This window comes from Salinicola avicenniae (genome assembly GCF_023736115.1).
GTDB lineage: Bacteria > Pseudomonadota > Gammaproteobacteria > Pseudomonadales > Halomonadaceae > Salinicola > Salinicola avicenniae.
Genome location: NZ_JAKQZC010000002.1, coordinates 568,002 through 581,296, shown reverse-complemented (window position 1 = coordinate 581,296; position 13,295 = coordinate 568,002). Strand labels below are relative to the sequence as shown.

The 13,295-nt window shown below is 63.2% G+C and carries 11 protein-coding genes; 7 read left to right on the top strand and 4 right to left on the bottom strand.

Going from position 1 to position 13,295, the window contains the following annotated elements; genetic code table 11:
* Positions 1-71 precede the first annotated feature (71 nt).
* The 3 genes from MC381_RS06205 to MC381_RS06195 form a co-directional block, all read right to left on the bottom strand.
* Positions 72-1,523: an alginate biosynthesis protein Alg44 gene (locus MC381_RS06205; protein WP_251976859.1), complete on the bottom strand. Its 1,452-nt coding sequence runs from the start codon at positions 1,521-1,523 to the stop codon at positions 72-74.
* A gap of 27 nt (positions 1,524-1,550) precedes the next feature.
* The gene (locus MC381_RS06200; protein ID WP_251976858.1) at positions 1,551-3,515 is read right to left on the bottom strand and encodes a glycosyltransferase; all 1,965 of its coding nucleotides are present in this window, start codon (positions 3,513-3,515) and stop codon (positions 1,551-1,553) included.
* 149 nt (positions 3,516-3,664) lie between these two features.
* Positions 3,665-5,071 carry a UDP-glucose dehydrogenase family protein gene (locus MC381_RS06195; protein ID WP_251976857.1) on the bottom strand — a complete coding sequence of 469 codons (1,407 nt, stop codon included), beginning with the start codon at positions 5,069-5,071 and terminating at the stop codon, positions 3,665-3,667.
* Positions 5,072-5,904: 833 nt separating this feature from the next.
* Here MC381_RS06195 and MC381_RS06190 point away from each other — a divergent pair.
* From MC381_RS06190 to MC381_RS06160, 7 genes are all read left to right on the top strand, one after another.
* A complete protein-coding gene (locus MC381_RS06190; protein ID WP_251976856.1) occupies positions 5,905-6,372 on the top strand; it encodes an SUF system Fe-S cluster assembly regulator in 468 nt (155 codons plus the stop codon).
* A 107-nt stretch (positions 6,373-6,479) separates the two neighbouring features.
* Positions 6,480-7,922 (top strand): Fe-S cluster assembly protein SufB, encoded by a 1,443-nt coding sequence (gene sufB, locus MC381_RS06185; protein ID WP_251976855.1) that lies wholly within the window; start codon positions 6,480-6,482, stop codon positions 7,920-7,922.
* A 76-nt stretch (positions 7,923-7,998) separates the two neighbouring features.
* A complete protein-coding gene (gene sufC / locus MC381_RS06180) occupies positions 7,999-8,751 on the top strand; it encodes a Fe-S cluster assembly ATPase SufC (protein WP_251976854.1) in 753 nt (250 codons plus the stop codon).
* Positions 8,748-10,085, top strand: coding sequence for a Fe-S cluster assembly protein SufD (gene sufD / locus MC381_RS06175; protein ID WP_251976853.1), 1,338 nt, complete (start codon positions 8,748-8,750; stop codon positions 10,083-10,085). The genes sufC and sufD overlap by 4 nt, the downstream gene beginning before the upstream one ends.
* Position 10,086: 1 nt before the next feature.
* Positions 10,087-11,328 (top strand): cysteine desulfurase, encoded by a 1,242-nt coding sequence (locus tag MC381_RS06170; RefSeq protein WP_251976852.1) that lies wholly within the window; start codon positions 10,087-10,089, stop codon positions 11,326-11,328.
* Positions 11,329-11,353: 25 nt separating this feature from the next.
* Entirely contained in the window at positions 11,354-11,917 is a 564-nt protein-coding gene (sufT, locus tag MC381_RS06165) for a putative Fe-S cluster assembly protein SufT (RefSeq protein ID WP_286009646.1), read from the top strand.
* Between the two features lie 140 nt (positions 11,918-12,057).
* The gene (locus MC381_RS06160) at positions 12,058-12,717 is read left to right on the top strand and encodes a SanA/YdcF family protein (RefSeq protein WP_251976850.1); all 660 of its coding nucleotides are present in this window, start codon (positions 12,058-12,060) and stop codon (positions 12,715-12,717) included.
* Between the two features lie 122 nt (positions 12,718-12,839).
* On the opposite strand, the gene MC381_RS06155 is transcribed toward MC381_RS06160, so the two are convergent.
* Positions 12,840-13,280 carry a hypothetical protein gene (locus tag MC381_RS06155; protein ID WP_251976849.1) on the bottom strand — a complete coding sequence of 147 codons (441 nt, stop codon included), beginning with the start codon at positions 13,278-13,280 and terminating at the stop codon, positions 12,840-12,842.
* Between the last annotated feature and the right edge of the window lie 15 nt (positions 13,281-13,295).

The window sequence follows — 13,295 nt, the reverse complement described above, 5'->3', positions numbered from 1 at the left end:
AATGCCGTTTGTCGATGGATCGGGCCGGGAATGGCCAGGCCGGGGCCGAATAGCGGCCCCGGCACTGCCGATCAGTTCATCGCACTCTGCAGGCGCTCGGTGGCTTCGCCCCACAGCGACTGAACGCCCTGGAACACGGCGCGGCCGGCCTGATAGGTCCATTCGGCGGCGGTGTCGAGCATCGGGGCTTCGGTGAAGCGGACGTCGACCGGCGTGCCGACGGCACCGGCGGGCAGCGGCTCTTCCGGGACCAGCAGGACGCTGGCCACGTTCTGCTGCTGGCGCACCCAGTCCGGGAAGCCGGCACGCGGCTGGCGTTCGACGTCGAGGGCGACGCTGCGGACGCGCGCCGGGATCGGTTCTGAGGCGTTCGGCAGCGCAATGTAGGCTTGCTGGTGGCTCTCGATGTCGCCGATATCGTCCATGTGCACCAGCGCCTCGACCATCACGTCGTTGTCGTGCGTGCTGACCAGCGTCATGACGCGGTCGCCTTCGTTGACGTAGGTACCGCCGGCGGCGCTGAGCGCCCAGGCCACTTCACAGTTGCACGGGCTGTAGATGGTGTTGGCAGAGACCCGCGACTGATAAGCATCGATGCGCGAGCTCTCGTAGTCGCGAGCGGTCTCGAACTGCTCGACGCGGGTCTGCGCGATTTCGGGCGGTAGCGTTTCGTAGCCCATGTCGCCTTGGCCCGGGTTGGAGGAGGTGGCGACGCTGACATCACCGCCGCGGGCCTCATCGAGGCTTTCCTGCAGGTTGTCGACCAGACGGTTGTTGTAGTCGAAGGAGGCCTGCGCGAGCAGCAGATCGTTCTGCAGCTCGGCGTTATTGACCTGGATCAGCGGCTGGTCGCGTTCGACCTGATCGCCCGCGTTGAGCTGCAGGTTTTCCAGCTGCCCGGCGCCCGGTGCCAGGATATCGGTACGCGGCGCCGTCACCGCGGCGAAGCTGGGCTCGATCAAGAACACATTGCGGTAGATCGTGGCGGCGACCACGGCGGTCAGCACGCCAGCGGCCACCAGGAGCGCGGTGTAGCGGAATACCGGCACGCGGCGCTTGGGTTGGCGCGCGGGGGTTGCCACGTTGGCCTGGCGTTTGCGCGGGGTTTGCGGATCTTCCTGATCGACCAAGCCCTCGAGGCTGACGTGACGCCCGCTCATCTGTGCGCGAATGACGCGACGCAGGATCTCGCGCTGGTTGGGATCGAGCTCGGTGAATTCGAACGCCATGCGCTGATGGTTCGCTTCGCCGAGTTCCCGCAGCGGGCGAGCCTTGGCGGAGAGGCTTAGCTCGACACCACTGGCAGTCAGCATCAGTGCGACGGTAATCTCGCGGTCCTGTTCGAAATGCAGCGAGGTGAAGGCGGAGAAGCCGCCCATCGACAGGTCGTACCCCTTGACCACCCGGTCGTCGCCCAGGCGGACGTTGAAGGGCATCTCGACGCGGACGTGGCGGCGCTCGTCGCGACGCTCGTGACGCAGTTGATCCGAATCCTTGCTGGCGTCGTTGAATTGATCCGACATGATAAGTTCTCCTTGGATATCCCTGACTTACCGGCCGTTCTGGGCCAGCGTCTCGTCGTCCTTGCGGGGGGCCTGCGCGAGCGATAGCTCAAGCTCGGTCAGGTGAATCTTGTGGTCGGCGACCTGCAGCTCACAGGGCGAGTCCGACTGGCACGCCAGGTGTCCGGCGCTGGCCAGCGTGTCGCCGGCCGCGCTGATCCGCTCGGCCATGCCGGGGTCCACGCTCAGCCGCGTTGGCTGCTCGGCGTCGCCGAAGCCTCGCCAGCCGTCGGCACGAATGCGGTCCAGCGTGGCCACGCGCTCGGGAAAGCTGTCGTCCAGATGGAAGCGGCCGCTCGGCAACTGCACCTCGCCATTCAGCGGTGTATCGGTCAGCGTCAGGGCGAGCCAATAACTGTCGCCGTGCGGCGCGTTCTCGGCGCTGGCCGGCTCTTCGCCGGTCATGGCGGCGACCGAGAGGCGGTCAGCCGGTGCCATCACGCCACCGGCCACGGCGAGCACGAACACCAGTGCGCCGAAGTAGAGAGCGTGGATCAGGTGGCCACCGAGGCGCTGGCGGCGAACGGCGCGGGGATCGTCCGGCTCGCCGGCGGAGATGCCCTGGCGCGACCATTTCTGGCGGTTGAAGCGGAAACTGACGTAGGTCTTCAGAATCGCGCCGCTCAGCTGGTTGTAGTAAAGCATCGGCACCCATAGGGGGCTCCAGCGGCCGCGCTGGGCGGCCAGGACGAGGCTGGTCACGCCGCGCGTCATCAGGATCCACAGCAGATAGGCGAAGATGAACGAGGGCCGCACGAACAGAGTCAGCAGAATGGCGATGGTCGGGCCGATCAGGGTGGTCCACATCGACAGGCGCTGATCGACCAGGCTCCACCAGGTGAACCAGCCCATCGGCTTCGGGCCCAGCTCGATGGCGCGGCCGTTGGTGCGCAGCATGTTGCCGAACCAGCGGCGCATCAGGTCCTGGGTCGACTTGAAGAAGCGATTCCGCTCGGGCAGCTCTTCGAACCCGGTGACATAGACATCGGGCAGATAGAGCATCTTCCAGCGATTCTTGAGCAGCCAGTACCAGGTCGACTTGTCGTCGCCGGACAGAAACTTGAAGTTGCCAAAACGCCAGTGCTCGACGTGGTCGTTCTCGACCAGTTCGATAAAGTCGTCGCGAGTGGCCAGGTCGGCGCGGAAGGCGCTGTAACGTCCGGTCAGCACGAGCAGGCGCTGGGAGACCGACGTCGAGCTCATGACCAGATGACGTTGCGCGTAACGCAGGTCATACCACTCCTTGGTGGCGTCGTCGCCGATCACGACCGCGTTATTGTTGGTGGTGATCGCACCCAGATCCTCCTGGGCGAGGAAGAAGGAGAGCGAGCGCTCGAGCGTGCCGGGCTCGATACGGATATCGCCATCCATGCTCACCAGCAGCGACCGCGATGTCGGCATGCAGCGGGAGATCGCTCGCAGCACTTCGGCCATCGCCGAGCGCTTGCCGTCTCCTTTCTGGAACATGTAGCGGATGCTGATATTGTCCGGCCAGCCGTGTTCATCCATCACCTGGTCGATAATATCGACGTCGCTGCGATCGGCGATCGCGGCGAAGATCGTGGTCGGCACGCCGTAGCGGGCGGCGTCGCGAATCAGCGCATCGTAGACGGCAAAGGTGACCTCGGTCTCGATGCGAAACGAGGTGCATAGGATATAGAGCGCATCCGGCGTCTCCTGGGCTCCGGCCAGATCGGCGGCGGCGCGCAACCGCGGAAACATCCGGCGGTTGTACCAGACCGAACGCACGGCCTGGACGGCCCACCAGGAGTATCGCCAGACGCCGATCAGACCGACGGCCAGAATGAAACTCTTGGAACCGGGATGGAATACATCGCCCGGTAGGTGGGACACCAGCAGCACGACCAGTGCCATGATCAACAGCATCACCGTGATTTCGGTGGCGGTCGAGGCGCGACTGGGTCGGGCGCTTGTATAGTTGATCTCGCTCATCGGGATGTCCTTGGCGTATGTCCTCTGAGGCGTTCCTTGCGCGCGTGCGTTCAGAGAGCGAGGAACGCACGATCCCGGCTGGTGGCGCAGGGCGCCACCAGCTTGGTCTCTATCGTTCGGGATGCCGGCGGCAGGGCCACCGGCGTGCATCAGAGGGTGTAGGCCACGCTAGGTGCGCTGCGCTCGACCGACGCGGCTGGCGCTGAGACATTCGACTGCGGCAAGTGCAGTGAATCGGCGCGACCCACGGCGAAGTAGAGCAGCCCGGCGGCGCGGACGCTTTCCGGATTGAAGAGGTTGCGGCCGTCAACGATCGCCGGTGTCGTCAGCTGCTCGCGCAGGCGGCGGAAGTCGACCGTACGGAAGGCTTTCCACTCGGTGCAGATGACCAGGGCGTCGGCACCTTCAAGGGTGTCGTCGCGGCGCTGGGTCAGCACCAGGTCGTCGCGGTCGCCGTAGATACGTCGGCACTCCTTCATGGCCTCCGGATCATAGGCACGTACCTTGCCACCGGCCGCCCAGACCGACTCCATCAGCTCGCGGCTCGGCGCTTCGCGCATATCGTCGGTATTGGGCTTGAACGCCAGGCCCCAGACCGCGATGGTCTTGCCCTTGAGGTCGCCATCGAGCGCCTGGGAGAGCTTGGTGAACAGACTGGTCTTCTGGCGGTAGTTCACCGCTTCGACGGCGTTGAGAAGCTCGGCTTCGTAGTCGACGGTGCTGGCCGTCCGCGCCAGCGCCTGGACGTCCTTCGGGAAGCAGGAGCCACCGTAGCCGCAGCCCGGATAGATGAAGCTGTAGCCGATGCGCGGATCGCTGCCGATACCGCGACGGACGTTCTCGACGTCGGCGCCGAGGCGTTCGGCCAGATTGGAGACCTCGTTCATGAAGCTGATCTTGGTCGCCAGCATGGCATTGGCGGCGTATTTGGTCAGCTCGGCGCTGCGGATGTCCATGAACATCAGCTTTTCCTGGCGCCGGTTGTACGGGGCGTAACACTCGCGCATGAGCGGTTCTACCCGCGGCGAGTCGCAGCCTATGATGATGCGGGCGCCCTGGGAGAAGTCCTCGACGGCAGAACCTTCCTTGAGGAACTCCGGGTTCGAGCAGACATCGAAAGCGATATCCACGTCGCGGGCCGCGAGGCGACGTGCGATGGCGTCGTTGACGCGATCCGCCGTGCCGACGGGCACCGTCGACTTGTCGATTACCAGCTTGTACTCCTGCATGTGCTCGGCGATCGTGTCGGCGACGCTCAGCACGTACTTGAGATCGGCACTGCCGTCTTCATCCGGCGGTGTGCCGACGGCAATGAACTGCAGTGTGCCGAAGCTGACGGCTTCGGCCGGATCGGTGGTGAACAGCAGGCGCTCTTCGGCGACATTCTGTTTGACCAGCGTCTCGAGGCCGGGCTCGTAGATCGGGACAATGCCGTTCTTCAGTCCTTCGATCTTGCTGCTGTCGACATCCATGCACATGACTTCGTGGCCGGCATCGGCCAGACAGGTACCCGTTACCAGGCCCACATAGCCCGTTCCAAAGATGGTAATCCGCATGATGGCTCTCCTTGCTGGTTTCGTATCGTTACTGTTCAGCGTCGTGAAGCGGCGCTTCCGACGTGAACGATCGAACTGCCTGATCACTGGCAATCACTTCGCGGGACGCGTTGTTCGTCACCCGATGCCCGGGGTGTCGCCGGGCGCGGTGTGCAGGGTATTCGACGTTACCTATCTTCAAGAAAACCCGGCCGGCTGCGGCCGGATTTTTATAAATCATTGAATTGATAGAGCTTGTCGGCTTTTTTTCTTTTACCGACGGTGACGAACGGCGTTCCCGAAATGTCCTGAGCAACGTTAGGTAGAAAGTTTACGAGGGTCCAATTCGGCAATTTCTGATGTAGTGCTGCGTGCAAGGTTCCTGCGATGGTAGTGCACTGAGGGTCACCTCAGACCGACGTCTAATGTCTCCAAATGCCGACAGGGAAAAGCGCTAAAAAGCGCTTAATGTAACTTTGTGAATCCATAAGGTGAGTTTTAGAATCAAATATTTCCAAGTTTTGTTTTTTGTTGCCTTTTGCATTTTTCGTATTCAGACGCCGAGAAATGAAAGTTGAAAGTGATTCCTGTTTACCGTTGTTACATTAGCGGATGTCGATCGACCTTTTTTCTGAGCGAGGGCGTTCTGTCTGGGTAAGCAGGTCGTGCTGTGGTTTGGCCTCGGGTTTTCGCTAGAGTGGCTGTTGCCGTGAAAGGCCATCGGTGTGGCGGGGAGGGCCGATATGAGCGCGCTTGAGCGCGACCCGTGGGCTCGCCAGGGTTCACAGTCACGCCCAAAGAGGACTAAAATAGTCCTATATCGCAGCTGTCAGGATCGAACGGGGCATCGCCGTATGCTGAAACTCTCGAAATTGACGGATTACGCCGCAGTGATCATGGCGCAGATCGCGCGAGATCCCGGGCATGCCCACACGGCGTCTGAACTGTCGCAGTGCGTGAGCCTGCCGCAGCCGACGGTGGGGAAGACGTTGAAGATGCTGTCTCGGAGCGGGCTTCTCGTTTCCCGCCGCGGCGCGCACGGGGGGTATGTGCTGTCTCGGGCGCCGGCGGATATCACCGCGAGCGATATTATTGCCGCCATCGAAGGGCCGATCGGCATGACCGAGTGCAGCCATGCCGATGGTGATTGCGAGCTGCAGGAGACCTGTGGCGTGGCGGACAATTGGCAGCGCGTGTCGCTGGCGATCCGGACCTTGCTGGAGGGGGTGACCCTGGCCCATCTGGCGCAGTCCAGCCCGATCAAGCTGCCGGTGCAGCTGCCGATCCAGAGCGTGACCTTGCCTTCGGCCGTGAAGGCGTGACGACACACGACGTGACGAGACATTAAGAGGGCGCGACGACGCGGCGGCTGCAGGCGCCCAGGATCGTGTTCTCGCCACAAGACTCTCGGTGGAGAGGAGAGAAGACCATGGCTAGCGAAGAGATGGAGCAGTTGGTTCGTCGCGAATACAAGCAAGGATTCGTGACGGATATTGAGAGCGATACCGTGCCGCCCGGCCTGGACGAGAGCGTCATCGCCTTTATTTCCCAGAAGAAGGAAGAGCCGCAGTGGATGCTCGAGTGGCGACTCGAGGCCTACCGCCGTTGGCTCGACATGACGCCGCCTTCGTGGGCGCACCTCGACTATCCGCCGATCGACTATCAGGCGATCTCTTACTACAGCGCGCCGAAGAAGCCCGAGGATCGCCCGCAGAGTCTGGACGAGGTCGATCCCAAGTTGTTGGAAACTTACGAGAAACTGGGGATCCCGCTGCACGAGCGCGCGGCATTAGCTGGCGTGGCGGTGGATGCGGTCTTCGACTCTGTGTCGGTGACGACCACCTTCAAGGAGAAGCTGCACGAGGCGGGCGTGATCTTCTGCTCGATCTCCGAGGCGATCCGCGAATATCCCGAACTGGTTCGCCAGTATCTGGGCACGGTCGTGCCGCAGTCGGACAACTTCTTTGCCGCGCTCAATTCGGCGGTCTTCACCGATGGCTCCTTCGTCTACGTGCCGGAGGGCGTGACCTGCCCGATGGAGCTGTCTACCTATTTCCGGATCAACGCCGCCAACACGGGCCAGTTCGAGCGCACGCTGATCATCTGCGACAAGCAGGCCCAGGTCTCCTATCTGGAAGGTTGCACGGCGCCGCAGCGTGACGAAAACCAGCTACACGCCGCAGTAGTCGAGCTAGTGGCGCTGGAAGATGCCTACATCAAGTACTCGACGGTACAGAACTGGTATCCCGGCGACGAAGATGGCAAGGGCGGCATCTACAACTTTGTCACCAAGCGTGGCGACTGCCGCGGCGATCGCTCGCGCATCAGCTGGACCCAGGTCGAGACCGGGTCGGCGATCACCTGGAAATACCCTTCCTGCGTACTGCGCGGCAAGGAGAGCATCGGCGAGTTCTATTCGGTAGCGGTGACCAATGGCCGCCAGCAGGCCGATACCGGGACCAAGATGATTCATATCGGCGAGAACACCCGCTCGACGATCATCTCCAAGGGTATCGCTGCCGGTCGCAGTGACCAGGCCTATCGCGGGCTGGTCAAGATCGGGTCGCGAGCGAAGGGCGCGCGCAACTATACCCAGTGCGATTCGCTGCTGATCGGCGATCAGTGCGGTGCGCACACCTTCCCGTATCAGGAGATCGGCAACTCCACGGCGACTGTCGAGCACGAAGCGACGACCTCCAAGATCGCCGACGACCAGCTCTTCTACTGCCGCGCGCGCGGTATCGACGAGGAGGACGCCGTCAGCATGATCGTCAACGGCTTCTGCAAGGACGTCTTCCAGGAGCTGCCGATGGAGTTCGCCGTCGAGGCGGAAGCGCTGCTCAACGTTACGCTCGAAGGTTCCGTCGGCTGACGCGCTCGCGCGATCTCGCCACTCACGCTTTTTGTCGCGGCCGCCGTGGCGGCCCGTATCGTCTCAAGGTATTCACATGCTCGAAGTCAAAGATCTTCACGTCACCGTCGAGGACAAGGCGATCCTCAAGGGCCTCAATCTGACCGTCAATGCTGGCGAAGTTCACGCCATCATGGGCCCCAACGGTGCCGGCAAGTCCACGCTCTCCGCCGTGATCGCCGGCAAGGATGGCTATGAGGTCACCCAGGGCACGATTCTGTTCGAAGGGCAGGACGTGCTCGAGATGGAGATCGAAGAGCGCGCCCGCGCCGGTCTGCTGCTCGGTTTCCAGTACCCGATCGAAATTCCCGGGGTCAAGAACATCTATCTGCTGAAGGCGGCGCTCAACGCGGCGCGTGCCGCGCGGGGCGAAGGCGAAATCCCGGCGCCCGAGTTCATGAAGCTGGTGCGCGAAAAGAGCGCGCAGATGAAGATGGATACCAGCTTTCTTCAGCGCGCCGTGAACGAAGGCTTCTCCGGCGGCGAGAAGAAGCGTAACGAGATTTTGCAGATGCTGGTGCTGCAGCCGAAGCTCGCGATGCTCGACGAGATCGACTCCGGACTCGATATCGATGCCATGAAAGTCGTTGCCGAGGGTGTCAACTCTCTGCGCAGCGCCGATCGTGCCATTCTGATGGTGACCCACTATCAGCGCCTGCTGAATCATATCGAACCGGACCGGGTTCACGTACTGGTCGACGGCCGTATCGCCAAGAGCGGCGACAAGGATCTGGCGCTCGAGCTTGAAGCCCGCGGTTATGACTGGGTGCTGGAGGAGTCTGTCGCATGAGTGCACCGGAACGCTTTCTCGAGCGGCTGACCGCCCGGCGTGCCGAGGACCCTAGCTGGGTTGCGGCAAGACGCCAGGCCGGGGCGGCACGTTTCGAGGCGCTCGGGTTTCCGACCCGGCGTGACGAGGAGTGGAAATATACCGACGTACGGCGGATCGCCGAAGGCGACTTCGCACTGGCCACCGATGCCGGCTACGACGCCGAGGGTTTCGAGGTGCAGCGGCTCGAGCTCGACGCCTACCGTCTGGTGCTGGTCGACGGGGTCTTCAGTGCCGAACTTTCCCGTCTCGAAGGGCTGCCGGCCGGGGTGGTCGTCGAGCCGCTGTCGCAGGCGCTCGCCGACAATCACGAAGCGGTCGGTGGTTCTCTGGGCCGACTCGCCGGCGTCGATTTCTCGCCGTTCACGGCCTTGAATACAGCGTTCGCCGATGAAGGGGTCGTCGTGCGTCTGTCCCCCGGTACCGTGGTCGACAAGCCCATCTACGTGCTAATGCTTTCCCGCGCCGGCGGGCAGCCGGTGATGAGTCACCCACGTGTCTTGATCGAGGCCGGCGCTCGCAGCGAGGCCACGGTGGTCGAGCATTACACCGGTGAGCCCGAGGCGGCCAACTTCACCAATGTGGTGACCGAGGTGCTGCTGGAGCGCAGTGCGATCGTCGATCACTACAAACTGCAGGAGACGGGCTCCAGCGATATGCACGTGGCCAGCATCCACGTCGAGCAGGCCCGCGATAGCCGTTTTGCCTCGTTCAATCTCCACCTCGGCGGCGCGCTGGTGCGCAACGATCTGGTGGCCGATCTCAATGCGGAAGGCGCGGAAACCACCTACAACGGGCTGTTCTTCGTGCAGGGTCGGCAGCATGTCGATAACCACACGCTGGTCAACCACAATGCGCCGCGTACGTTCTCCAACGAGAACTACAAGGGCATTCTCGACGAGCGCTCGCACGGTGTCTTCAACGGCAAGGTCTTCGTCAAGAAGGATGCGCAGCAGATCGAGGCGTACCAGAACAACGCCAACCTGCTGCTTTCCGATCGTGCCGAGATCGACACCAAGCCGGAACTGGTGATCTACGCCGATGACGTCAAGTGCTCGCATGGCGCGACCACCGGTCAGCTCGACGAGGAAGCGGTCTATGCCTTGCGCACCCGCGGAATCGACGAACCCATGGCGCGTGCGCTGCTGACGCTGGCATTTGCCGGCGAAGTGATGGAGCGGGTCAAGCTCAACGCCGTGGCCGAGCGCGTGGAGCGGGCGGTGGCGGGTCGACTGCCGGAGCGGTTCAATCTGGCGGATCTGGTCGAGACCGCCGAGGCGGTTCAGGAGTCCTGAGATGACCGCGATCACCGACCTGACGCTGGATCTGGCAGCGGTGCGCCGCGACTTTCCGATTCTCGAGCGGGAAGTCCATGGCAAGCCGCTGATCTACCTCGATAACGCGGCCACTAGCCAGACACCGACCGCGGTCATCGATACGCTCGATGACTACTATCGGCGCTACAACGCCAACATCCATCGCGGTCTTCACACGCTGGCGGACGAGGCGACGGCGGCCTACGAAGGCGTTCGCACGACCGTGCAGCGTCATTTGAACGCCTTCGAACCGCGTGAGATCGTCTTCACGCGTGGGACCACGGAGGCGATCAATCTGGTCGCCAACAGTTGGGGGCGTGCCAACCTCAAGGCGGGCGATGAGGTCGTCATCTCGCTGATGGAGCACCACTCCAACATCGTGCCGTGGCAGCTGCTTGAGCGCGAGCTGGGCATCGTGATCAAGGTGATTCCGGTCGACGAACGCGGCGTGCTCGATCTGGCGGCCTATCGTGCGCTGCTTGGCGAGCGCACGCGCCTTGTCTGCGTCAATCATGTCTCCAACGCGCTGGGTACGATTAACCCGGTAGCCGAGCTGGCCCGGGAAGCGCATGCGCATGACGCGTTGATTCTGGTCGACGGCGCGCAGGCGGTGCCGCACCAGGCGGTCGACGTCCAGGCGCTGGATGCCGACTTCTATGCCTTTTCTGGTCACAAGGTCTACGGGCCGTTAGGCGCCGGGGCGCTCTACGCCAAGGCGTCGATCCTGGAGGCGATGCCACCCTGGCAGGGCGGCGGCGAGATGATCTCGCGCGTCTCCTTCGACCGCGGCACCGAGTTTGCGGCCATTCCGCACCGCTTCGAAGCGGGCACGCCGGCCGTGGCCGACGTGGCTGCCATGGGCGCGGCGCTGGACTGGGTCAACGCGCTCGGCATCGAACGGCTCGGCGCTTGGGAGCAGTGGCTGCTGGACCATGCCACCCAGCAGCTCGAGCGCATCGACGGCCTCCGGATCATCGGCACGGCCCCGGAGAAGGCGAGCGTCATCTCGTTCGTGGTCGACGGGGCCCACGCTCAGGATATCGGCCTGCTGATCGATCAGCTGGGTATCGCGATCCGTACTGGCCATCACTGTGCGCAGCCGGTGCTGGCCCAGTTCGGTGTCGAGGCGACCTGTCGCGCGTCACTGGCCGTCTACAACACGCCGGAGGAGGTCGATGCCTTCGCCGAAGGGCTGCAGCGCGTGCTGGGCATGCTGCGCTGAACCGGGCGAGCAACCAGGAGTGACGATGGATTCCTTGAATGGGCTCTACAAGGGGCAGGAGATGCCCCTGCAGCGGGATGTCGAGGTCATCTCGATTCCGTTCGGCAAGACCATCACCCTGCCCGAGGATAGCGTTGTCGCGGTGATGCAGGCTAAGGGCAGTTCGGTCAGTGTCAGCTACGAGGGGCGCCTCTACCTGATCGAGGGTCACGATCTCGACGCCTTGGGGCTGGCGGCGCTGGAACGACCGACGCTCGCTCCCGACGCGTCCGAGGAGGCAATGGAAGCGTTTGTCTGGGATCAGCTGCGGACCTGTTTTGATCCGGAGATACCGGTCAATATCGTTGACCTCGGGCTGGTCTACGGCTGCCGTATCGAGCGCTTGCTCACGGGAGAGCGGATGGTGACCATCCGCATGACGCTGACGGCGCCGGGATGCGGCATGGGGGATGTGATCGCCGAGGATGCGCGTCGCAAGATCCTCGGCGCACCGCAGTTCGCCAAGGTCCACGTGGAAATCGTTTTCGATCCTCCCTGGAGCCGTGAGATGATGAGCGAAGAGGCGCGGCTGGAACTTGGCATGTTCTAATCGTTGCTTTCGCAAGCCCTGCCGTACAGCGAACGTACCATGCTGACTGACACGCTCGAGCTTTACCTTTCTGATGAAGGCGGTCCACGGAGGCCGCCTTTCGTCGTCCTGATTGTCGGGCCCGGCTGGCGGGAGCGCGCATGCGGCGGTTGATGCGCTGGCTATTCATTGGCCTGCTTGGCGGCGGCACGCTGGTCATCATCGGCGTGCTGGTCATCAATCTGTGGGTGCTGATCAAGACCCAGGGACGTATCGAGCACGAGGTGCCACTGTGTCGCAGGGCACCGGTCGGGCTGGTCTTCGGCACCGCGCAGTGGCTGCGCGAGGGCGGGGCGAACCCGTACTATCAGGCGCGTGTGGAAACGGCCGCCGAGCTGATCCGCCTGCGGCGCATCCAGCATCTGCTGCTCTCCGGCGACAACCGCACGCGTTACTACAACGAACCGATCAGCATGTGGCGATCGCTGCGCCACCGGAATGTCGACGATGCGCGCATGACACTCGACTACGCCGGCTTCAGTACCTTCGATAGCGTCGTGCGCGCGCGGGAGGTCTTCGGGGCCGAGCGGCTGATGCTGATCTCGCAGTCGTGGCATCTGCCACGGGCGCTGTTTATCGCCGACGCCCTCGGCATCGAGGCCACCGGCTGTGCGGTGCCGGAAGGGCGGGCGGAGGGGGAGTGGCGTCTGCGGCTGCGTGAGTGGCTGGCGCGGGCCGCGACCTTTGGCGATCTCTATCTATGGCGGCGTGAGCCTTACTTTCTGGGCCCGCTGGAACCGATCGAGCTGTCGTCTCCCTGAAACCATCCGAGGCCGACGGCCTGCACCTGATCAACCGGCGCCAGCGAGCGGGCCGAGGAAGGCACGATACGAGAAAACGCGATACGAAAAAGGATAGAGGCGCAGTGTCGCGGCGGGGTGATCTAGCGCTGGCGTTCCTGCAGCCTGTTGATCTCGCGGATCAGGGCGCGGCAGTTTTTCCAGCAGCGCTCGAGCGCCGGCTCCAGGGGCTCCGGCAGTGGATGCGTAAAGGCGGAGCCCAGTGCCTGCATCAGCACACGCTCCTGCTCAAGCAGCTCGCCGAGCAGAACCAGACTGTCGTTGCCGACGAAGCTCTTGATGCGACTCCAGAGCCATAGATAATCGTCGCGCTCGACGTCTGCATCGCGCGGCAGCATATCGAGATGTTCGCGCACCAAGGCCTGCAGCTCACGCATGGCCGCTCCACGTTCCTCGTAGTGGGGTTTCAGGGCATTGCGCAGCGCCGGGCGCAGGCGATCGAGGTTGTCCTGAAAATAATCGAGACTGTCGGCCAGCGCTTCGAGCACGCTGTCCATCGCCACTTGGCGATTGTCGAGAAACATGTGCGGCCACCTCCT

Excerpts from the sequence above, each read along its gene's own strand:
- MC381_RS06205 (WP_251976859.1), bottom strand. The coding sequence starts at position 1,523 with ATGTCGGATCAATTCAACGACGCCAGCAAGGATTCGGATCAACTGCGT.
- MC381_RS06200 (WP_251976858.1), bottom strand. The coding sequence starts at position 3,515 with ATGAGCGAGATCAACTATACAAGCGCCCGACCCAGTCGCGCCTCGACC.
- MC381_RS06195 (WP_251976857.1), bottom strand. The coding sequence starts at position 5,071 with ATGCGGATTACCATCTTTGGAACGGGCTATGTGGGCCTGGTAACGGGT.
- MC381_RS06190 (WP_251976856.1), top strand. The coding sequence starts at position 5,905 with ATGCTGAAACTCTCGAAATTGACGGATTACGCCGCAGTGATCATGGCG.
- sufB (WP_251976855.1), top strand. The coding sequence starts at position 6,480 with ATGGCTAGCGAAGAGATGGAGCAGTTGGTTCGTCGCGAATACAAGCAA.
- sufC (WP_251976854.1), top strand. The coding sequence starts at position 7,999 with ATGCTCGAAGTCAAAGATCTTCACGTCACCGTCGAGGACAAGGCGATC.
- sufD (WP_251976853.1), top strand. The coding sequence starts at position 8,748 with ATGAGTGCACCGGAACGCTTTCTCGAGCGGCTGACCGCCCGGCGTGCC.
- MC381_RS06170 (WP_251976852.1), top strand. The coding sequence starts at position 10,087 with ATGACCGCGATCACCGACCTGACGCTGGATCTGGCAGCGGTGCGCCGC.
- sufT (WP_286009646.1), top strand. The coding sequence starts at position 11,354 with ATGGATTCCTTGAATGGGCTCTACAAGGGGCAGGAGATGCCCCTGCAG.
- MC381_RS06160 (WP_251976850.1), top strand. The coding sequence starts at position 12,058 with ATGCGGCGGTTGATGCGCTGGCTATTCATTGGCCTGCTTGGCGGCGGC.
- MC381_RS06155 (WP_251976849.1), bottom strand. The coding sequence starts at position 13,280 with ATGTTTCTCGACAATCGCCAAGTGGCGATGGACAGCGTGCTCGAAGCG.